Origin of the sequence: Acidovorax sp. sic0104 (genome assembly GCF_019219095.1) — a bacterium.
In the GTDB taxonomy this organism is placed as follows: domain Bacteria; phylum Pseudomonadota; class Gammaproteobacteria; order Burkholderiales; family Burkholderiaceae_C; genus Acidovorax.
Genome location: NZ_JAHUWH010000004.1, coordinates 1 through 19844 on the forward strand (window position 1 = coordinate 1; position 19844 = coordinate 19844).

Here is a 19844-nt window from a genome sequence, read left to right on the forward strand (position 1 = left end):
TGCCTGATGACCATAGCAAGTTGGTACCACTCCTTCCCATCCCGAACAGGACAGTGAAACGACTTTGCGCCGATGATAGTGCGGGTTCCCGTGTGAAAGTAGGTCATCGTCAGGCTCTTACAGCCCAAACCGCCCTTCTGCTCCCTTGAGTAGAAGGGCGTTTTGCTTTGGATCACGCATATCCAACTGCCCCACTCGATCCTCTATCGGCCCCTCGCGGTATGCGTCCTTGCATGCACTCACTCGTGCTGCTCAGCTGCTATCCCATCACCCCGGCTCCATTCAGTGAGCCTCGCCTGAATTTGTGCACACCCTCAGAGTCCAGCAGGCGATCCATCTGCCCACCGAACCAGAGATAGTGCAAATGGGCCAAGGCTTCTCCCATGGCAAAAGTCATCTGGTGGGCGTCCAACGGGCGCTTGAACAGAATGGGGAGGATGTCAGCTGCTGACAGGGCGTCTGCAGCGCCGGCATCCATGATGTCCTTGAGGCGATCCCGGTGATGATCTTCCAGTTGCTGGATTCGTTGGTGCAACCCGTTGAAAGGTTTGCCATGCGATGGGAGCACGAGTGTGTTCGAAGGCAATTCCGTATACCTGCGCAGCGACGTCAAAAACAAGCGCAGAGAGTCCGCCTCGGGCTCCGTGGAATGCACGCTCACATTCGTTGAAATGCGCGGCAACACCATGTCACCGCTCAGCAATACGCCCAGTTCCTGACAATGCAAGGCGATGTGCTCGGGAGCATGGCCATATCCACCGACGCATTGCCACGCTCGCCCGCCGATTTCTACAGTCCCCCCATCGAGTAGCCTGCGGAATGTGGGTGGGAGCGCGGGGACCAAAGTGGGGAAGTAAGACACGCGCGCGCGGACATGCTGCAGAAATTCCTTGTCCTTCATGCCGTGGAGCGCATAGAAATCTGCATTGGCTTCACCCCCGCCGCCGTCGCGGTCGTACACAGCGATCCTCGCCACGTTGTAGTCCGTGGCACTGATCCACAGTTGAACCTGCCAGCGCTTGCAGATCCAATGCGCCAGGCCGATGTGGTCGGGGTGCATGTGCGTCACGATCACGCGCAACACGGGCAACCCGTCTAGGCCGGTGGCAAAGACCTGCTCCCACTGCGCCCGGGTGCCGGGGCTGTCGATGCAACAGTCCACCACCGTCCATCCGTCGACCAGGTTTCCATGGACGTCGCGTTGCCGGTCGCGCAGGAGCCAGAGATTGATGTGATCCAGCGCAAAGGGCAGCCCCATCCGTATCCAGCGGACGCCCGGCGCGACCTCCAGCACGCCGCCTTCGCCGGGCATCGTGTCACCCAAAGGGTAGTGGATTTGGTGTTCGAGAGGATTCATGGCAGCGATGGGATGGGTTAGCATTGACGTTAACGTAAACGTCATGCATTGATTCAGGCATTGTAGGGATTGGCGGCCAATGGGCTGTCTCCTCGGGGAAAAGCCTGAACTGCACACCACGAGCACCATGGCCAACACCTACAGCATCAGCGATCTCGCCAGAGAGTTCGACCTCACCACGCGTGCCATCCGGTTCTACGAAGACATGGGGCTGCTACAACCCGAGCGCACAGGTGCTGCGGGTCGCAACCGCGTCTACAGCGCGCGGGACCGCACACGCCTTCGGCTGACGCTGCGGGCCAAACGGCTGGGCCTGTCGCTGACGGAGGCCAAGGAGATCATCGACCTCTACGACAGCCCGCGTGACACAGGCGTGCAACTGCGCAAATTCCTCGACGTACTGGTCGTTCACCGCAAGCAGCTCGAAGAGCAGATGGCGGACCTGAAAGCCAACCTCGAAGAAGTGCAGGACCACGAGGACGATGCGCGGGCTCTGCTGCTCAAGCTCGAAAAACAAAAATGATCCATAATTGACGTTTACGTAAACGTAAATCAGGAGACCGCCCGTGCACATGAGCACTTTCGAGCCCCGCTGCGCAGAATATGCAACCCGTGTCACCGATAGCTTTGCGCGGCAGGGTGCCATGCAGACCTTGGGCGCGCGCTTGGGCCTCGTGGCTCCAGGGGCGGTGGACATCGTGCTCGACTGGGCTTGCGGGCTCACACAGCAGCACGGATTCCTGCATGCCGGCATGGTTGCCACAGCGCTGGATTCGGCCTGCGGCTATGCCGGCTTTTCGCTGATGGCGCCCGACGCAGCGGTGCTCACGATCGAATTCAAGATCAATCTGCTGGCGCCCGCCAAGGGCCAACGCTTTCGAATGGAAGGCCGAGTGATCAAGCCCGGCCGCACCATTACGGTGTGCGAGGGGCGGGCCTTCGCGATTGATGACAGCCAAGAAAAGCTGATTGCCACCATGGGCTGCACGCTGATGGCTGTATCGGGCCGCGACAACATCCAGGGCTGAAATGACACGCGTCCTGACTCCGTGCGCGCCTTGGACCTCTCTCGCTGCGCGTGCCGGCACTGAGGGTTGCCAGAGGACCCAAGCACAGCGCCGCACCCCCGGCTCGGTACCGGCTGTCCCAGGCGCCACTGAGATCGCCATACCCCCCATTGACACCAACTACTTCCTATCAGGAGACAAACCATGAGCATTCCAGCCAACCTTCCCGGCCTGAACTTCCAGTTGGGCGAGGACATCGACGCCCTGCGAGACGCCGTGCGCGACTTTGCCCAGGCGGAAATCGCCCCACGTGCCGCCGAGATCGACCGCAGCGACCAGTTCCCCATGGACCTGTGGCGCAAGATGGGTGACCTGGGCGTGCTCGGCATCACCGTGCCTGAGCAGCACGGCGGTGCCGCCATGGGCTACCTGGCGCACATGGTGGCGATGGAAGAAATCTCCCGCGCCAGCGCCTCGGTCGGGCTGTCCTACGGTGCGCACAGCAACCTGTGCGTGAACCAGATCAACCGCAACGGCAGCGACGCCCAGAAAGCCAAGTACCTGCCCAAGCTCATCAGCGGCGAACACGTGGGCGCCCTGGCCATGAGCGAGCCGGGCGCCGGCTCCGACGTCATCAGCATGAAGCTCAAGGCGGAAGACAAGGGCGGTTACTACCTGCTCAATGGCAACAAGATGTGGATCACCAATGGCCCGGACGCCGACACACTGGTGGTCTATGCCAAGACAGAACCAGAACTCGGCGCGCGCGGCGTCACCGCATTCCTGATCGAGAAGGGGATGCCGGGCTTCAGCATCGCGCAAAAGCTCGACAAGCTGGGCATGCGCGGCAGCCACACGGGTGAGCTGGTGTTCAACAATGTCGAAGTGCCAGCTGCCAACGTGCTCGGCGGCCTCAACCAGGGCGCCAAAGTCCTGATGAGCGGCCTGGACTACGAGCGAGCGGTGCTCACCGGCGGCCCGCTGGGCATCATGCAGTCCGTCATGGACAACGTGATCCCATACATTCACGACCGCAAACAGTTCGGCCAGAGCATCGGCGAGTTCCAGCTCATCCAGGGCAAGGTGGCCGACATGTACACCGTGCTGCAGGCCGGTCGCTCGTTCGCCTACACCGTGGCCAAGAACCTCGACATGCTGGGCACCGAGCACGTGCGCCAGGTGCGCAAGGACTGCGCCAGCGTCATCCTGTGGTGCGCCGAAAAAGCCACCTGGATGGCCGGCGAAGGCGTGCAGATCTACGGCGGCAACGGATATATCAACGAGTACCCCCTGGGCCGCCTGTGGCGGGATGCGAAACTCTACGAGATCGGCGCCGGCACGAGCGAGATCCGCCGCATGCTGATCGGCCGCGAACTGTTCGCCGAGACCTGCTGAGCCCGCCGCCCCAGCCGCATTGTGGCGGCACGTTGACTTCAAGGACCCCATGACCACCTCCATCGACGACCTCTTCGTACACAACCGCGCCTGGGCCGCCCAGATGGAGCGCGAGCGCCCCGGCTTCTTCACCGGCCTGCTGGCCCAGCAAAAGCCAAAGTACATGTGGGTGGGCTGCTCGGACAGCCGCGTGCCGGCCAACCAGATCACGGGTCTGGAGCCCGGTGAAGTCTTCGTGCACCGCAACGTGGCCAATGTGGTGGTGCCCACGGATCTCAACTGCCTGTCCACCATTCAGTACGCCGTCGACCAGTTGCGCATCGAGCACCTCATGGTCGTGGGCCACTATGGCTGCGGTGGCGTGTTGGCTGCACTCGAAGGTATCCGCGTCGGCCTGGCCGACAACTGGATCCGTCACGTGGCGGACGTGCGCGACCGTCACCGCGAGTTGATCGCTTCCATCGCGCCCGAGTGGCGCCACGACGTGCTGTGCGAGCTCAACGCCATCGAGCAGGTCGTCAACGTCGCGCAGACCACGGTGATGCTCGACGCCTGGGGACGCGGGCAAAAGGTCACGCTGCACGGCTGGTGCTACGGCCTCAAGGACGGCCTGATCAACAACCTGCACATGACGGTGGACAGTACCGAAGGCCTGGAGTCGCTGTACAAGGCCGCCATCGCGGGCGTTGCTGCCACGCGTCGCGAGTAGGCCTGTCTTTTCGCTGTCCCGCTCAGGCGCGCCATGTTTCCCCAGCGGCTCGATGCCCCAGAGGCCTACGGCATCGCCAAGGCGATGATGGACGGCTTCAACCGCCACTACCGGCTGTTTCGCACCGAGTCCGCACGCGCCAAGCACCGCTTCGAGACGGCCGACTGGCCAGGCCAGCAGCGGGCCCAGCGCGAGCGCATCGAGTTTTACGACCTGCGCGTGAAGGAGTGCGTGCGCCGGCTTGAAAAGGAGTTCGGCGCGGGCTCCCAGCCCATGGACGTGTGGCACCAGATCAAGCTCCACTACATCGGCCTGCTGGTCAACCACCACCAGCCCGAGCTGGCCGAGACCTTCTTCAACTCGGTCACCACCAAGATACTGCACCGCACGCACTTTCACAACGACTTCATCTTCGTGCGCCCGGCCGTCAGCACCGAGTACATAGAGAACGACGAGCCCGCGGCCTTGCCCACCTACCGCGCGTACTACCCCTCGCGCAGCAACCTGCACGGCACGCTGCAGGCCGTCATCGACAACTTCCGGCTGCAGCGCGAGTTCGAAGACCTCGCGCGCGACACCGCCCATGTGCTGGCCGCCATCGAGCCGCGCATAGCGCACATGACGCTGCGCGCCAACTTCCAGATCCAGGTGCTGGCCAGCCTGTTCTATCGCAACAAGGGCGCGTACGTGGTGGGCAAGATCATCAACGGCTTCAGCGAAGTGCCGTTCGCGCTGCCCATCCTGCACACTGAATCGGGCAAGCTCGCCATCGACGCCGCGCTGTTCGGCGAGGACGACCTGCTCGCGCTCTTCAGCTTTGCGCGGGCGTACTTCATGGTCGACATGGAGATCCCCAGCGCCTACGTGCAGTTCCTGCGCAGCCTCATGCCGCGCAAGCCCCGCGCCGAAATCTACAACGCCCTGGGACTGGCCAAGCAGGGCAAGACGCTGTTCTATCGCGACTTCCTCTCGCACCTCAAGCACTCCAGCGACAAGTTCCGCATCGCTCCGGGCATCAAGGGCATGGTGATGCTGGTTTTCGACCTGCCGAGCTTTCCCTTCGTGTTCAAGCTCATCAAGGACTACTTCCCGCACCAGAAGGAAACCACGCGCGAGCAGGTCAAGGGCAAGTACCTGCTGGTCAAGCAACACGACCGCGTGGGCCGCATGGCCGACACGCTCGAATACAGCGAGGTCGCCTTCCCGCGCGACCGCTTCGACGATGCGCTCATCGCCGAGATCGAGAAATTCGCCCCCAGCCAGCTCGAGATCAGCGACCGCGACGGCGACGGCCAGACCGAGGTCATCATCAAGCACCTGTACATCGAGCGCCGCATGGTGCCGCTCAACATCTACCTGCAGGAAGCGTTCGACGCGGGCCTGTCCGACCCGCGTGCCCATCAGCGGATGGAGCGCAGCGTGATCGAATACGGCAATGCCATCAAGGACCTGGTGGCCGCCAACATCTTCCCCGGCGACATGCTCTGGAAGAACTTTGGCGTCACCCGCAACGGCAAGGTCGTGTTCTACGACTACGACGAGATCGAATACCTCACCGACTGCCAATTCCGCCGCGTGCCCGCTGCGCGCAACGAGGAAGAGGAGATGAGCGGCGAGGTCTGGTACAGCGTCGGCCCGCGCGACGTGTTTCCGGAGACCTTCGGCCCCTTCCTGCTGGGCAACGACGCCGTGCGCGAGGTTTTCATGAAGCACCACGCGGACCTGCTCGATGCCGCGTTCTGGCAGTCGCACAAGGAGCGCATCCAGGCTGGGCACATGCTCGACGTCTTCCCCTACGACAGCGACCGGCGCTTCGTGAATGGCGCCCCGTTGCACAGCGCTTCCCGAACGCACTGACTTCACACTTTTCGTTTCTTCAAACCCACCGATACATCAACCCGGAGACCATCGCCATGACCACACCCCAGCACGACCCCATCGTCATCGTCGGCGCAGCGCGCACCCCCATGGGGTCGCTGCAGGGCGACTTTGCCAGCCTGGCAGCGCACGACCTGGGCGGCACCGCCATCAAGGCCGCGCTGGAGCGCGCCAAGGTATCGCCCGATGCCGTGGGCGAAGTGCTCTTCGGCAATTGCCTGATGGCCGGCCAGGGCCAGGCGCCCGCGCGGCAGGCTGCCTTCAAGGGCGGCCTGCCCAAGGGCGCTGGCGCAGTCACGCTGTCCAAGATGTGCGGCTCCGGCATGAAGGCCGCGATGATGGCGCACGACATGCTGCTGGCCGGCACGCACGACGTGATGGTGGCCGGCGGGATGGAGAGCATGACCAACGCCCCCTACCTGCTGCAGAAGGGCCGTGGCGGCTACCGCCTGGGCCACGACCGCATCTTCGATCACATGATGCTCGACGGTCTGGAAGATGCCTACGAGGCCGGCCGATCGATGGGAACCTTCGGTGAAGACTGCGCCGCCAAGTACCAGTTCACCCGCGAGCAGCAGGACGCCTTTGCCACCGCCAGCGTGCAGCGCGCCAAGGCCGCCACCGAGTCCGGCGCATTCGCAGCCGAGATCGTTCCTGTGACCGTCAAGACCCGTGCGGGCGAGACCGTGGTGTCGACGGACGAAGGCCCGGGCAAGGTCAAGCTTGAGAAGATCGCGACCCTCAAGCCCGCTTTCAAGAAGGACGGCACCATCACCGCCGCGTCCAGCTCCAGCATCAACGACGGCGCGGCCGCGCTGGTGATGATGCGCGAATCGACTGCGAAGAAGCTCGGCGCGCAGCCCCTGGCCCGCATCGTGAGCCACGCCACGCATGCGCAAGAGCCCGAATGGTTTGCCACCGCACCGCTGGGCGCCACGCAGAAGGCGCTGGCCAAGGCGGGCTGGCAGGTCGGCGACGTGCAGCTGTGGGAAATCAACGAGGCCTTCGCCGTGGTCCCCATGGCGCTGATGAAGGAGCTCGACCTGCCGCACGACAAGGTCAACGTCAACGGCGGCGCCTGCGCCCTGGGCCACCCCATCGGAGCGAGCGGCGCCCGCATCATGGTCACGCTGATGTATGCCCTCAAGGCACGCGGCCTCACCAAAGGCCTGGCCACGCTGTGCATCGGCGGCGGCGAGGCCACGGCCGTGGCGCTGGAACTGGTCTGATGGCAGCGTCTGCATCGCCTGAGATCGCGGCGTTCTGGAACGAGTTCACCGCAGCGCAGCACACGCTGCAGGCGCTGCCACTGCGCGACCGCGTGGAAGAGGCCAACACCATCCTCGAGCGCCACCTGGAGGGGCTGGCGCTGGAGATGTCCGGCGGCGACGACGATGCCGTGGTGGACCTCATCGCCACCGCGCACGGCAGCATCGACCGGTTCCCGCTGCTGATGCAATGGGTGGCCGCAGCGCCGCCGCTCGCACACTACCGGCTGCGGGCGTTTCGCGAGCGCACCACGCAGCCCGACTTTCCCATCGGAATGGAAGGCTTCGAGCTGGAAACCTCCGATGTGCTCGTGGCCTGCAGTCGCGACGACGGGCAAGCGGCGCTGGAGATCCGCTTCGGCCGCGAGATTCCGAGCGACTACCAGGACCACGCGCGCAACATGGCATTCATCATGCTCGACCATGTGCTGGGCGAGTACGACTTTGCGGTGAAGGTCGGTGGCGTGGACTTCGTCGACGGCTCCTACGACCCGCAGGCGCAGTGGACCCCGCTGAGCCAGCTGCCCGCGGTGTTCGACCGCTACTGGACCCACGAGCTGGGCCGTACCGGAGATTTCCCCCAAGGCGAACACGACTGGGGCGGCATGACGATCACCTTCGGTAACCGCGACCGGGACGACGACGGCGCGGGCCGAGCTGGCGGCGACCGTGACGAGAGCGACAGCGAAGGCCGAGGCTGCGGCGATACCGCCATCGTCATGGTCAACCGCAGCGCCAACCCCGTGGCGATGCGCGCAGACCTGGCCACCGCCCTGGTGCTGGACCTGGCTGTCGGCAACTCCCAAGAGCTGGCCGTCGTGCAATCACTGCAGGAGCAGGCCGCCACGCTGCTGGAGCTGCCGCAACTGGGCATCCTGGCCTACATCCTGACCCGCGCCGGGCGCCGCCAGGCCGTGTACTACGTGGGCGACGAGCAGATGGCGCGCCAGGCGCTGGCCCCGCTGCTGCTGCGCGACGAAGCCGCATCGCTGGAGTGGAGCGTGCGCTTCGAACCCACATGGTCCGGCTACTTCGAGTTCGCCATCCACCTGTAGCAGCGCCTTTGCTGCGAGTGCTCCATTTTTCATAGCTGCTCGCGCTTGATCATCAAGCGGTAGCGGCTCGAAAGGTCCTTCAAATGAAGTCCATCCTCATCATCGGCGCCTCGCGTGGCATCGGCCTGGAGCTGGTGCGCCAGTACACCGACGCCGGCCGCCGCGTGATCGCAACCGTGCGCGACGGCGCAGGGCGCGAGCGTGTGCAGGACCTGGGCGCCGATGTGCTCACCATCGACGTCGCCAACCCCGCCAGCGTGAGCGCGCTGGCCTGGCAGCTCGATGGCGAGAAGATCGACCTGGCCTGGTACGTGGCGGGAGTCATCCGCCGCCCCAATGCCACCACGCCGCCCACGCAAGAGGACTTCGACGCGGTCATGCACGCCAACGTCCTGGGCGCCATGCAGACCATCCCCCAGGTCGCGCCCCTGGTGGCCGACACGCGCGGCGTGTTCGCGTTCCTGTCGTCGTCCATGTCGCAGATCGAAGGGGTGCCCGACAGCGGATCGTGGCTGTACCGCACCAGCAAGGCTGCGCTCAACATGGCCGTGGCCGCGGCGCAGCACGACTATCCCGATGCCACCCTCATCACCATCGACCCCGGCTGGGTACAGACCGACATGGGCGGCGGCAACGCCCCGCTGACGGTGCAGGACAGCGTGCGCGGCATGCGCAACACCGTGGCAGGCCTGTGCCCGGCCGACAAGGGCCGCCTGCTGCACCACGACGGGCGCCGCGCCAGCCACTGGTAACCCCCCTACCTGCCAACCCATCCATAAACTCAAAGACCCGGAGACACCCCATGCTGTTGACCCAAGACCAGGAAATGATTCGCGACGCGGTGCGCGACTTTGCCCAGGAACAGATCTGGCCCCACGCCGCCCGCTGGGACAAGGAGCACCACTTCCCCAAGGATGTGCACCAGGGCCTGGCCGCCCTCGGCGCCTATGGCATCTGCGTGCCCGAGGAGTTCGGCGGCGCCAACCTCGACTACCTCACGCTCGCGCTGGTGCTCGAAGAGATCGCCGCCGGCGACGGCGGCACCAGCACCGCCATCAGCGTGACCAACTGCCCCGTCAACGCCATCCTCATGCGCTACGGCAACGCCCAGCAAAAGCGCGACTGGCTCACGCCGCTGGCACGCGGCGAGATGCTGGGCGCCTTCTGCCTGACCGAGCCGCATGTGGGGTCCGACGCGTCCGCACTGCGCACCACGGCGGTGAAGCAGGGCGATGAATACGTGATCAACGGCGTCAAACAGTTCATCACCAGCGGCAAGAACGGCCAGGTGGCCATCGTCATCGCCGTCACCGACAAGGGCGCGGGCAAGAAGGGCATGAGCGCCTTCCTCGTGCCCACCAGCAGCCCCGGCTATGTCGTCGCGCGGCTCGAAGACAAGCTGGGACAGCATTCCAGCGACACCGCGCAGATCAACTTCGACAACTGCCGCATCCCTGCCGAGAACCTCATCGGCGCCGAGGGCGAGGGCTACAAGATCGCCCTGGGCGCGCTCGAAGGCGGCCGCATCGGCATCGCCGCCCAAAGCGTGGGCATGGCGCGCAGCGCGTTCGACGCGGCGCTCGCGTATTCCAAAGAGCGCGAGAGCTTCGGCACCGCCATCTTCAACCACCAGGCCGTGGGCTTTCGGCTGGCCGACTGCGCCACCCAGATCGAGGCCGCCCGCCAGCTCATCTGGCACGCCGCGGCCCTGCGCGACGCCGGCAAGCCCTGCCTGAAGGAGGCCGCCATGGCCAAGCTCTTTGCCAGCGAGATGGCCGAACGCGTGTGCAGTGCCGCCATCCAGACCCTGGGCGGCTACGGCGTGGTGAACGACTTCCCGGTGGAGCGCATCTACCGCGACGTGCGGGTGTGCCAGATCTATGAAGGCACGAGCGACGTGCAGAAGATCATCATTCAGCGCGCGCTGGCATAGGCAGCCTTCGGCGGCTTCATCGCGCAGCCTTGCGCAGCTCACGCTCGAGCATGGCCAGGCGCTCGGGCTCGGCATGGTGGCGGGCCACAGGCTGCACGCCGGCAAACGCCTCCTGCGCTTGCCTGGCGTGCCCTGTCCAGGCCAGCGCCAGGGCATAGTCGCAGGTGCACACGGCCAGTGAAGGCCAGGCGCCGGGTGCCCTGCGCACCAGGCTCAGGAACTGTTCGCACGCACTGCCCAGGTGCCGCGCCGCATCACCGGCAAGCGCCGGGTCGCGCAGCGCCACCATGCCCCGCACCCAGTCGATGAAGGCCTGCCCGTGGGGCGGCAGCAGTTCGGGCTGCAGGGCATCCAGCAGCCGCGTGGCCTCTTCGGAGTGGCCGGCGCGGGCCTCGCCCAGCGCCAGGTCCATCTGCAGCGTGGGCTCGCCAGGGCGTTGCGCCAGCAGTTCGCGCAGGCGTGCGATGAACCCTGCGTGGTCGCCGGTGGCCAGGGGCAGGGTGTAGGTGCGCGCCAGGAACTCGGTGTCGTCCGCAGGCCGCAGAGGGTGGACGCGCAGCCGCAAGGTGGCCGCCTCGGCGCCGTCGGTGCGCGCTTCGAACCAGGCCACGCGCACGGCCGCGTCCCAGGCCGGCTGCACGAGAAACTTGTGCCGCTGCGCAGCGCGGGCCAATTGCTCCGCCAGCGAGCGCAGGCGCTGCTGGTCTCCCGTGGCGTGTGCATGCAGCACATCCTGGTACATGCGCTGGAACCGGTGCATGTAGGCAAACAGCGCAAAGGGCACCAGCAGCACCGCGACCAGCCCGCCCACCACCCACGGGCCCCAGTCGAGCCACACCGCCAGCGCGACCAGGGCAGCACAGGCCAGCAGCCATCCACGGTTGTTGCGCAGCAGCTGGCGCAAGGTCGTCCAGGCGCCCGGGCTCTCCAGGTTTTCGATCTGGTCGCGTGCGAGCTGGCGCAGGGCTTTCACGTCCAGCGGTCCCAGCACGTCGTCCAGCATCTCGGTCATCGCCCGCGCATGCAGGCTGGACGTGTGCAGCCGGACGTGGGTGAGGGGCGGCTGTTGCGCTGCGATCGCCTGCAAGGCTTCTTCGGCCGTGGCGGCGTGGACGAATCCTTCGGTGGGCTGCCCGCTGGCGTCCTGGGCCTGGTACAGCCAACGGGGTTTGTGGCTTGGTGGGTGTTCGTTTGGGGCTGTGTTCAACGCGCGGCTCCGTCTGCGCCGACATGGCGACTCGTGCGGGGCCTCACTGTGCAGGAATTGCGACCGCGCACCGCCGTTGTCCGGACAGCCGGACTGCCGTGCTGGATTGCCGGTGCCAGGGATCCTCTGCACGAATCATCGCGCTCGACCATGGGCTATCGCGGTTCCTGCGTTTGCAGGAATTCATTGGATTGCTATCAAAAGTGAAGCTATCGGCGCTTTCTGCTAAAGGGCTGAAGGCTGTTTTTGCCGATTTTCGCTGCGCTCCAGCCACCGTGCGAGCACCGCGTGCAGCTCTGCGGGGTTCACCGGCTTGCGCAGCACCAGGTAGCCCTCGTCCTCGGCCTCCCGCAGGGCGGGGGCCTCGAACTCGCCGCTGACCATGGCGCCACGCGCGGCGGGGTGACGTGCCAGCAGCGAGCGCAGCACGTCAAAGCCGCTATCGCCTGTGCGCAGCCGCTGGTCGCAGAAGATGGCGTCCGGCTCGAAGCCGTCGTCGAGCCAGGCATGGGCTTCGGCCGCCGTGGTCGCGTACGCAGCGGTCACGCCCCACGCATCGAGCATGGCGCGCCAGGCCTTGAGCACCTGCCGGTCGTCGTCCAGCACCAGGCAGCGGCCCTGCAGCGTGTGGACTGCGGTTGCGTCCGGATGCGCGGCAGCAGGGGTGGATGGCCCGGCCGCTGCCGCGGCAGCCTGGGCCGGCAGCCGCAGCCAGAAGCGCGAGCCCCGGCCCGTGCGCGACTGCAGGCCGTAGGTGGCGCCCATCTGCTCGGCGCAGCGGGCCACCACAGCCAGACCCAGGCCGTGGCCGGCGTCGCCCATGCGGCCCGCCTGGTCTGCCCCCCTGTCGCCCCGGTAGTAGGGGTTGAAGACCTGGTCCTGGTCCGCGGCCGCGATGCCGATGCCGGTGTCCCGCACCTCCACCAGCCAGTCGTCCCCGCGCGAACGAACGCTCACCAGGACCTTGCCTTGCGGCGTGTAGCGGATCGCGTTCTGCACCAGATTCACCAGCGCCTGGCGCAGCAGTACCGGCTCGGCCCACACGGTGGCGCCGACGCGCGGCAGCCGCAACCGCAGGGCCAGGCCGTTCATGCTGGCCTGTTCACGGAACAGGCGCACCACGTCGGCGAGCAGCGCATTCAGATCGACCGCGCCCTTCGCGCCCAGCGGCTGGCCCGACTCCAGGCGCGAGAGGTCCAGCAGCGCGTTGAACAGCTGATTCATGGCCTGCATGCTGTTGCACAGGTCGGCCAGCAAGGGCCGCAGGACCGGGTCGCTGTTGCGCAGGCCGATGGCCTCGACCATCAGCGACATGGCATGGACAGGCTGGCGCAGATCGTGGCTGGCGGTTGCAAGGAACAGGTTCTTTTCGGCCAGCGCGTCCTCGGCCAGGCGACGGGCCGCGGCCAGCGCCTGGTTGGATGCGCGGGTGCGCCTGTATTGCCGGAAACTCGCGCCGGCCGCCAGCAAGGCCAGCGCCACCGCGGCGGCCAGTCCGATCTGCTGCATGCGCCGTACGCGCAACTCGGCATCCTGGACGCGGTTCGCCTGCGCGAGCTGCTCGATCTGGCGCTGCCGCTCTGCGCTGTCGAAACGCTCCTGCAGCGCCGCCACGGCCTGGTCGCGCTCGGTGTGGAACAGGTCCTTGGCCAGCGCCTGCTGCTTGCGTGTGGTCTCGATGGCTTCCCGGTACAGGCCGGCTTGCTCGTACATGCGCGACAGCTCGCCCAGGAGCTGCTCTTGCAGCGGCTGGGAGCCTGCCCCCTGCGCGAACCGGATGCCGGCTTCCACCTCGTGCACGCCCGCTGCGACCCTGCCCTGGCCCATGAGCGCGAAGCCGAGGTTGGCCTGCGCCAGCGCGGCCCCGTTCAGCTCGTGCGCGTCGCGATAGGCGGCCAGGGCCTCGCGCATCACGGGCTCGGCCTCGGCGTAGGCCTTGCGCTGCAGCAGGACATCGCCCAGGTTGTTCAGTGCCGTGGCCCTGAGCCCGGTGAGCCCGCCCGCCCGGGCGATCTGCAGGGCCTGCCGGTACGCGGCGACGGCGGTGTCAAGGTTGCCCTGCACGTTCTCCACATTGCCACGGTGCAGGTGCAGCCAGCCCAGCGCCTGGCGGGCGTCCAGGCGCTCGGCCAGCGGCAGCGTCTCGCGGATCGTCTGCAGCGCCCGGTCAGGGTTCTTCATGTCGAAGTGCAGCAGTTCCAGGTGGGTGCGCGAGCGCAGTTCGGCGGTGGCCGCCTGGCGCGGCAGCGTGCGTGACAGCTCCAGGCTGCGCAGCACGTGGGTCATGGCCTCTTCGAACTGGCCGTTGCCGCTATGCAGCGCGCCCAGCGTCAGGTGGTAGAGCCAGCGCACCCAGAGGTCGGGGGTCTGCTCGGCAGCGGCTGCCTCGCGCGCCAGGGCGTCCAGCCCGGCGCGCGTCTTTCCTGCGACGGCCAGTTGCCGTGCCTCGAAACAGGTAGCCAGCACCTGGGCCGAAACGTCGTTCCGCGCGGCCGCCAGGTCCTTCAGCTGCGCAATGGCCTGCGCCACCACCGGAGCTTGCCCTGTCTCGAAGGCGGCGTCCGTCAGCGCCGCCAGGTAGGTACGCCGGGTATCTGCATCGGCCGCGTTGGCAAAGCGCGGCGCCGATGCCTGCAGGGCCTGCAAGGCCTCGGCGCTGTTGCGCTGCGACAGGGTCTGCAGCCGGTCGAGCTCCGCCAGGTCCGGGAGCGGGGCCTGGGCACCTGCGGGCAGGGCCACCCGCAGGCACATGGCACTGGCCAGCAGCAGGGACCGCACCCGGTGCATCAGGGCAGCTCCAGCCGCCGCCCGCGCAGCAGGGTGATGGCCTCTATCCGCGTGCGCACGCTCAGCCGCTCCAGGATGCCTGTCACATGCTCCTTGACGGTGCTCTCTGCAATGTCCAATTGCGACGCAATGCGCTTGTTGGGCAGGCCCTGCAGCACCAGCGCAAGGATCTGGCCCTGGCGCACCGACAGCCCCAGTTCGGCGGGCGTCACCGACAGTTCGCGGCTGCGCGGGGGCTCGACCCCGGGCAAGGCCGGCTCGAACCATGTCTGCCCGCCCAGCAGGGCTTCCACAGCCAGGCCGAACGTGTCAGGCGCTGACTTCTTGTGGATGAAACCCTGCGCGCCTGCCCGCCGGGCCTTGTGCATCACAGAGGGGTCATCGTCGCCGCTGATCACGGCGATGGGGGTGTCGGGGCAGTCGAGGCGCACCTGGGCGATCAGTTCCAGCGCCGCTCCCTCTGCCAGCCAGAAATCGATGAGCACGATGGCCGGCGTACCCCGCACCCCGACCCCGTTGAAAAAATCCTGCGCGCGGCCTGCCACGACCACGTCCATTTGCGGCAGGCGAGCACGCAGGAACTCGGCCATGCCGTGGGCCACCAGCGGGTGATCGTCCAGGATGAGCGCGTAGGGGGATGTCGGGGCCATGTGGTGGGCGGAGGGTGGACGGGGCTGCTGCAGCCTGCGGTTGGCAGTGGGGCAGGGCAAGTGCACCGCCAAGGCATGCCAATCGGCAAATTCTGCCAAGTGTTGGGCAGGACGGATGGCACGCAAACCCTACCAGCGTAGGGTTTCGCGGCCCATGGCGAGGTGCGCAGAATCCGCCCTTCATTCACGATCACGAGGTTTTCTTTCATGGCACGACACGCAAGCGCAGCGGGTGTTCCGCGCACCGGCCCATCCGTACGGCAAGCCTTCCGCTGGGCACCCTTGGGCCTCGCGGCCGCCTTGCTGGCGGGCTGTGGCGGCGGTGACGACGACAACAACCAGGGCACGCCCCCGCCCATTGGCGGCGCCTTCAGCATCGGCGGCACGGTGGTGGGCCTGGGCGCCGGAAAGACGCTGACGCTGCAGAACACCGGCAAGGATGACCTGACGCTGAACGCCAACGGCAGCTTCGTCTTCGTGACCCGCCTGGACAGCGGCATCGCCTATGCCGTCACGGTCAAGACCCAGCCCGCAGGGCAGCGCTGCACGGTGACCGACGGCACAGGCACGACCACGGCCAATGTCACTGGCGTGCAGGTGCGGTGCGAGAACCTGGCGGCCGCGACCTACACCGTGGGCGGGTCGGTGTCGGGCCTGGCAGGCGGCACCGTGGTGCTGCAGAACAAGGGTGGCGACGACCTGTCGGTGTCCAGCAACGGCGGCTTCACGTTCGGCACCGCGCTCTCGGGTGGGGCGGCCTACGCGGTGACTGTGCGCACCCAGCCATCCGGCCAGAGCTGCACCGTGCGCAACGGCGCGGGAAGCGTGGGTTCCGCGAACGTGGGCTCGGTGGAGGTGGCGTGCGGTACGGCGGCGGTCTTGCCCGAAGGTGACTGGAAGCAGGAGCTGTGTGTGGCCGTGCGGCCCGGCGCCTGGGGCCGCTCGCTGTGGCGCATCACGCGCCAGGGCGACAGCCGGGTGACGGCACAGACCGGCGTGGCCACCTACGGCGACGCCAGCTGCACGGGGGCGGGCACGGTGGCGGGCCCCTTGACCGACGTGGGCAACGTGGCGTTCGACCGCACCGGCAGCACGGCCGCACTGACCGCGTTCTGGGGGCTGTGGACCCAGCCTTCCGGCATGACGTCGCGCGCCGTCTGGGCGCGCAAGGGGAGCCGGCTGTGCATCTTCGGCGACCAGGTTCCCACCGCTTTCCCGACGCCTGCCAGCGTGGAGAGCTACGCCGACACCGTCATCCCCAACAGGTTCTGCTACACGCAGAACTGACGGACAGGCCAGCGGCTGCAAACCGCTGGCGAGCGGCCGCAAAAGGCCTGGAAACAGGCCTGCATGCCCGCACCAAACGACAAAGCCCCGGAGCGCCAGGCCCCGGGGCTTTTCATTGGTTCGCCCGGCATCGGACGCGCCGGTTCCGCGAGGGTCCCAGCGCGGCGCGTCAGCGCGCCAGCTCGGCGGCCGTGGCCGCGTCCAGCCGACCCGACGCGGCCAGGCCCTTGTCCTTCTGGTACGCGCGCAGCGCTGCGGTGGTCTTGCCGCCCATGGCGCCGTCGGGCAGGCCCGCGTTGTAGCCCAGTTCATTGAGACGTGCCTGAGCGTCGCGCAGCGACAGCAGCCCCGTGCCGGCACCGCTGCCGCTGGCAGACGTGCGAGGCGCGGAGGTTTGCGATGGCGGTGCCGCGCCGTCCACGCCCAGGCGGCCGCCGCCGCCCAGGCCTTGGCCCTTCACCGTCTGGGCGCGGTAGTGGCGCAGCGACTGCACCATCTGGTTGAACGCATCCATGAACGCTGCGGCAATCACCTTGCCTTCCGCCGTGTTGGAGTAGCCCCCCATGCGCGCCCCGCCCGAGCCGCCCAGCAGCTGCCCCATGGCGCCGAAGTCGGTCTTGGCAGCGCTGCCTTCCGAGGCCGCGACCTGCACGCCCGAGCGGTTGTCGATGAGGGTGAGCAATGCGCTCGCCTCCTTGGTGTTCATGCTGCCGCCAATGGCCGCGAGCAGGCTGCCCGCGCGGCCGCCGACCAGCCCGCCCAGGGATGCCGAGGCACCTCCCGCGTTGTTGTTCTGGAACACGATCTCGGGCGACAGGCCGTAGTCCGAGGCCACCATCTGCCCCTGGCCGAACTGGCTGCCCTGCCGCATTTCGCCGGACTGCATCAGCGCGCGTTCACGCGTCATTGCGTTCATGCCGGCTGCGCCGCGCTCCACCACCACGAAGCAGTTGGACTGCTGCACCAGCAGGCGCAGCAGGTTGGCCGTCGGAGGCAGGCGGTATTGCTCGCGCAGGATGGTGTACCAGCCGGCTTGCTGGTTCTCGATGAGTGAGACGGTGCCCAGCGGGCTTTCGCAACGCTCCAGCGCATCGCTCGCGCCCGTGGTGGCTGCGCCTGCTGCACTGCCCGTGGCCATCGTCTTGGCCTCGGCGTTGCCCATGCGCATGTTCGTGGTTTCGCAGCCGCTCAGCAGCAGGGCCGCGGTGGTGGCCGCAGTGGCCAGGACGCCCAGGCGCAGGGCCGGCGTGGGGCTGCGGCGAAAGCTGCGGTTCGTGGAGCGCGTGGCAACGGGCTGCACGCGGGCGGACAGGGGAGAGATCGTCATGGGCATGGCGGGCTGCGATCTGCAGCAAGGTGGAGAAAAAGAAGAGGACCGAAAGGTCTGATCTTTCGCCGTGCCCGCCAACTGCGACAACCCCACAGAGGTAGGGTTCCCGCGTGAACTATCTCCGCACAACCGCTGCGGCCAATGTCCCTCAGCCCTGCGAGTCCCGCCGCCGGAGCACCACCGTGATCTGGCCATTGGTCTCGATGGTGGCACGCTCCACCTCATGCAGGTGAAGGCAGCCACCAGCGCGCAGGGCGGCCTCCAGGTCGTCAGCGGACAGCAGTTCCTTGCGCATCAGCGCGCTGTTCACCTGGCCTTCCTGCACCAGCACCTGCGGCGTGCCGTCGATCAGGCGCTCCACCCGCTTGAAGCGGAAGGTCAGCTGCGCCAGCACGACGTGGCAGACGATGAGCGTGGTGGCTGAAATGAGCCCGCCCACGAGCGAGTTGTCGCCGGCATTCATCGAGTTCTGCACCGCATTCGAAAGAATGAGCAGCAAAATCAGGTCGAACGGTGCGAACTGGCCCGTCTGCCGCTTGCCCGTCAGGCGCAGAAAGACCAGCAGGAACACATATACGATCACCCCGCGCAGCACGAACTCCCACCACGGTACGCTGGTTGTCCACATCGCTCCACTCCTTGTTGTCCTTGCCGCCAGATCGTAAACAGGTTCTTCGGTGCGCGCGTGGGTGAAAATCGGCATCTGCGGTCAGCCGTCCGCCTCCACCCTCATCGAACACGAAAGAGCCCCACATGCTGCGTCGCCAGTTCCACCACGCCACCGCAGGCGCCCTGGGCGGGCTACTGCTGCTGGCCGCCCACCAGCGGGCGCTGGCCCTGTCGCTCTCCGACCTCACCAGCGCAGACGCCTCCGGCGGCCTCAAGGCAGCGCTCTCGCAGGGCGCGCAGGCTGCTGTGGCACTGCTGGGCCGGCCCGACGGGTTTCTGGGCAACCCGCAGGTGCGCATCGGCCTGCCGGGCTACCTGGCCGATGCTGCCAAAGTCATGAAGTCCCTGGGCCAGGGCAAGCGCATCGACGAGCTCGTCACCTCCATCAACCGCGCCGCCGAAGCCGCCGTGCCCATGGGCCAGGACCTGCTGGTCGGTGCGGTGCAAAGCATGACGGTGACCGACGCCAAGAACATCCTCACCGGCGGCAGTACCTCGGTCACGATGTTCTTTGCCGACAAGACGCGCGCCCCGCTGGGCGAGCGCTTCTTGCCCGTGGTGAACCAGGCCACCGAAAAGGTCGGCCTCACGCAGAAGTACAACGCGTTCGCGGGCAAGGCCGCAGGCTTCGGCCTGCTCAAGCCCGAAGAGGCCAACCTCGCGCAGTACGTGACCGGCAAGACGCTCGACGGCCTGTACTTCATGATCGGCGAGGAAGAGCGCCGCATACGCCAGGACCCGGCGAGCGCCGGCAGCGCCATCGCCAGGAAAGTATTCGGAGCGCTGAAATGAAGCTCTCCCCGAGCTCCCGCCAGCGCCTTGGAGACACCTGCCCATGAACCGGACCGACCCCTGCCCATGCGGTCGTATCCGGGCCACGCCCGGTAGGCCTGCCAAAGCCCCTGCCTTATCGTATGCGGACTGCTGCGGACGCTACCTCGACCACGGGGACGACGCTGCCGCACCCGATGCCGAGAGCCTCATGCGTTCGCGCTACACCGCCTTCGTCCTGGAGCGCGGCGACTATTTGCAAGCCACATGGCATGCCAGCACCCGTCCGCCGTCGCTCGAGTTCGAGCCCGGCGCCAGGTGGCTGGGCCTGGACGTGCGCAGGCACCAGGCCGGGGACGACCGGGCCGTGGTGGAGTTCGTCGCCCGCTACCGCGTGGGCGGGCGGGCAGTGCGCCTGCACGAGACCAGCCGCTTCGTGTGCGAGCAGGGCCGCTGGTATTACGTGGATGGCGACAGTGCTGGCGCCCGAGCCGCCGAGCGAGTGGTTTTGAACGAAAACAACTGATCGCGCTTGATGTGA

Annotated in this window: 18 protein-coding genes and 1 rRNA gene; 13 read left to right on the forward strand and 6 right to left on the reverse strand. The window is 67.0% G+C overall.

Translation table 11 applies throughout. The annotated features are described in order from the left end of the window. Positions 1-2: 2 nt before the first annotated feature. A 5S ribosomal RNA gene (rrf, locus tag KW835_RS08205) occupies positions 3-115 on the forward strand. A gap of 144 nt (positions 116-259) precedes the next feature. Here rrf and KW835_RS08210 read toward each other — a convergent pair. Next, positions 260-1357, reverse strand: coding sequence for an MBL fold metallo-hydrolase (locus KW835_RS08210; protein WP_218381878.1), 1098 nt, complete (start codon positions 1355-1357; stop codon positions 260-262). Between the two features lie 127 nt (positions 1358-1484). Between KW835_RS08210 and KW835_RS08215 the strand changes: the two genes are divergently transcribed. The 9 genes from KW835_RS08215 to KW835_RS08255 all read left to right on the forward strand — a co-directional run bounded on the left by KW835_RS08215 (position 1485) and on the right by KW835_RS08255 (position 10602). Next, a complete protein-coding gene (locus tag KW835_RS08215; RefSeq protein WP_218381879.1) occupies positions 1485-1880 on the forward strand; it encodes a MerR family DNA-binding transcriptional regulator in 396 nt (131 codons plus the stop codon). A 49-nt stretch (positions 1881-1929) separates the two neighbouring features. Then, positions 1930-2385, forward strand: coding sequence for a PaaI family thioesterase (locus tag KW835_RS08220; RefSeq protein ID WP_218382141.1), 456 nt, complete (start codon positions 1930-1932; stop codon positions 2383-2385). A gap of 183 nt (positions 2386-2568) precedes the next feature. Further along, positions 2569-3759, forward strand: coding sequence for an isovaleryl-CoA dehydrogenase (locus KW835_RS08225; protein WP_218381880.1), 1191 nt, complete (start codon positions 2569-2571; stop codon positions 3757-3759). Between the two features lie 49 nt (positions 3760-3808). Further along, positions 3809-4468, forward strand: a complete 660-nt coding sequence (gene can / locus KW835_RS08230) for a carbonate dehydratase (RefSeq protein ID WP_218381881.1) — start codon at positions 3809-3811, stop codon at positions 4466-4468. 33 nt (positions 4469-4501) lie between these two features. Continuing rightward, complete coding sequence (gene aceK, locus KW835_RS08235; protein ID WP_218381882.1) at positions 4502-6325, forward strand: bifunctional isocitrate dehydrogenase kinase/phosphatase; 1824 nt, start codon at positions 4502-4504, stop codon at positions 6323-6325. 56 nt (positions 6326-6381) lie between these two features. Continuing rightward, on the forward strand, positions 6382-7575 hold the full coding sequence (locus KW835_RS08240; RefSeq protein WP_218381883.1) for an acetyl-CoA C-acyltransferase: 1194 nt from the start codon (positions 6382-6384) through the stop codon (positions 7573-7575). After that, entirely contained in the window at positions 7575-8669 is a 1095-nt protein-coding gene (locus KW835_RS08245) for a DUF695 domain-containing protein (protein WP_218381884.1), read from the forward strand. The genes KW835_RS08240 and KW835_RS08245 overlap by 1 nt, the downstream gene beginning before the upstream one ends. An 83-nt stretch (positions 8670-8752) precedes the next feature. Beyond that, the gene (locus tag KW835_RS08250) at positions 8753-9421 is read left to right on the forward strand and encodes an SDR family oxidoreductase (protein ID WP_218381885.1); all 669 of its coding nucleotides are present in this window, start codon (positions 8753-8755) and stop codon (positions 9419-9421) included. A gap of 50 nt (positions 9422-9471) precedes the next feature. Continuing rightward, entirely contained in the window at positions 9472-10602 is a 1131-nt protein-coding gene (locus KW835_RS08255; protein WP_218381886.1) for an acyl-CoA dehydrogenase family protein, read from the forward strand. Positions 10603-10618: 16 nt separating this feature from the next. On the opposite strand, the gene KW835_RS08260 is transcribed toward KW835_RS08255, so the two are convergent. The 3 genes from KW835_RS08260 to KW835_RS08270 all read right to left on the reverse strand — a co-directional run bounded on the left by KW835_RS08260 (position 10619) and on the right by KW835_RS08270 (position 15246). After that, positions 10619-11809 (reverse strand): hypothetical protein, encoded by a 1191-nt coding sequence (locus KW835_RS08260; RefSeq protein ID WP_218381887.1) that lies wholly within the window; start codon positions 11807-11809, stop codon positions 10619-10621. A 225-nt stretch (positions 11810-12034) separates the two neighbouring features. Beyond that, positions 12035-14596: an ATP-binding protein gene (locus KW835_RS08265; RefSeq protein ID WP_218381888.1), complete on the reverse strand. Its 2562-nt coding sequence runs from the start codon at positions 14594-14596 to the stop codon at positions 12035-12037. Then, complete coding sequence (locus KW835_RS08270; protein WP_218381889.1) at positions 14596-15246, reverse strand: response regulator transcription factor; 651 nt, start codon at positions 15244-15246, stop codon at positions 14596-14598. Before KW835_RS08270 ends, KW835_RS08265 begins: the two co-directional genes overlap by 1 nt. Before the next feature lie 207 nt (positions 15247-15453). On the opposite strand from KW835_RS08270, the gene KW835_RS08275 reads away from it, so the two are divergent. Then, a complete protein-coding gene (locus KW835_RS08275; protein ID WP_218381890.1) occupies positions 15454-16533 on the forward strand; it encodes a hypothetical protein in 1080 nt (359 codons plus the stop codon). 169 nt (positions 16534-16702) lie between these two features. On the opposite strand, the gene KW835_RS08280 is transcribed toward KW835_RS08275, so the two are convergent. Together KW835_RS08280 and KW835_RS08285 are read right to left on the reverse strand one after the other, a co-directional pair. Further along, entirely contained in the window at positions 16703-17860 is a 1158-nt protein-coding gene (locus tag KW835_RS08280; RefSeq protein ID WP_218381891.1) for a peptidoglycan-binding domain-containing protein, read from the reverse strand. Positions 17861-18011: 151 nt separating this feature from the next. Further along, complete coding sequence (locus KW835_RS08285; protein ID WP_218381892.1) at positions 18012-18491, reverse strand: DUF421 domain-containing protein; 480 nt, start codon at positions 18489-18491, stop codon at positions 18012-18014. Between the two features lie 125 nt (positions 18492-18616). Between KW835_RS08285 and KW835_RS08290 the strand changes: the two genes are divergently transcribed. Together KW835_RS08290 and KW835_RS08295 are read left to right on the forward strand one after the other, a co-directional pair. Continuing rightward, entirely contained in the window at positions 18617-19324 is a 708-nt protein-coding gene (locus KW835_RS08290; RefSeq protein WP_218381893.1) for a DUF4197 domain-containing protein, read from the forward strand. Positions 19325-19367: 43 nt separating this feature from the next. Next, positions 19368-19829, forward strand: coding sequence for a YchJ family protein (locus KW835_RS08295; protein WP_218381894.1), 462 nt, complete (start codon positions 19368-19370; stop codon positions 19827-19829). The last annotated feature ends 15 nt before the right edge of the window (positions 19830-19844 follow it).

Coding starts and splice junctions, on each gene's coding strand:
- KW835_RS08210 (WP_218381878.1), bottom strand. CDS start 1,357: ATGAATCCTCTCGAACACCAAATCCACTACCCTTTGGGTGACACGATG.
- KW835_RS08215 (WP_218381879.1), top strand. CDS start 1,485: ATGGCCAACACCTACAGCATCAGCGATCTCGCCAGAGAGTTCGACCTC.
- KW835_RS08220 (WP_218382141.1), top strand. CDS start 1,930: ATGAGCACTTTCGAGCCCCGCTGCGCAGAATATGCAACCCGTGTCACC.
- KW835_RS08225 (WP_218381880.1), top strand. CDS start 2,569: ATGAGCATTCCAGCCAACCTTCCCGGCCTGAACTTCCAGTTGGGCGAG.
- can (WP_218381881.1), top strand. CDS start 3,809: ATGACCACCTCCATCGACGACCTCTTCGTACACAACCGCGCCTGGGCC.
- aceK (WP_218381882.1), top strand. CDS start 4,502: ATGTTTCCCCAGCGGCTCGATGCCCCAGAGGCCTACGGCATCGCCAAG.
- KW835_RS08240 (WP_218381883.1), top strand. CDS start 6,382: ATGACCACACCCCAGCACGACCCCATCGTCATCGTCGGCGCAGCGCGC.
- KW835_RS08245 (WP_218381884.1), top strand. CDS start 7,575: ATGGCAGCGTCTGCATCGCCTGAGATCGCGGCGTTCTGGAACGAGTTC.
- KW835_RS08250 (WP_218381885.1), top strand. CDS start 8,753: ATGAAGTCCATCCTCATCATCGGCGCCTCGCGTGGCATCGGCCTGGAG.
- KW835_RS08255 (WP_218381886.1), top strand. CDS start 9,472: ATGCTGTTGACCCAAGACCAGGAAATGATTCGCGACGCGGTGCGCGAC.
- KW835_RS08265 (WP_218381888.1), bottom strand. CDS start 14,596: ATGCACCGGGTGCGGTCCCTGCTGCTGGCCAGTGCCATGTGCCTGCGG.
- KW835_RS08270 (WP_218381889.1), bottom strand. CDS start 15,246: ATGGCCCCGACATCCCCCTACGCGCTCATCCTGGACGATCACCCGCTG.
- KW835_RS08275 (WP_218381890.1), top strand. CDS start 15,454: ATGGCACGACACGCAAGCGCAGCGGGTGTTCCGCGCACCGGCCCATCC.
- KW835_RS08280 (WP_218381891.1), bottom strand. CDS start 17,860: ATGACGATCTCTCCCCTGTCCGCCCGCGTGCAGCCCGTTGCCACGCGC.
- KW835_RS08285 (WP_218381892.1), bottom strand. CDS start 18,491: ATGTGGACAACCAGCGTACCGTGGTGGGAGTTCGTGCTGCGCGGGGTG.
- KW835_RS08290 (WP_218381893.1), top strand. CDS start 18,617: ATGCTGCGTCGCCAGTTCCACCACGCCACCGCAGGCGCCCTGGGCGGG.
- KW835_RS08295 (WP_218381894.1), top strand. CDS start 19,368: ATGAACCGGACCGACCCCTGCCCATGCGGTCGTATCCGGGCCACGCCC.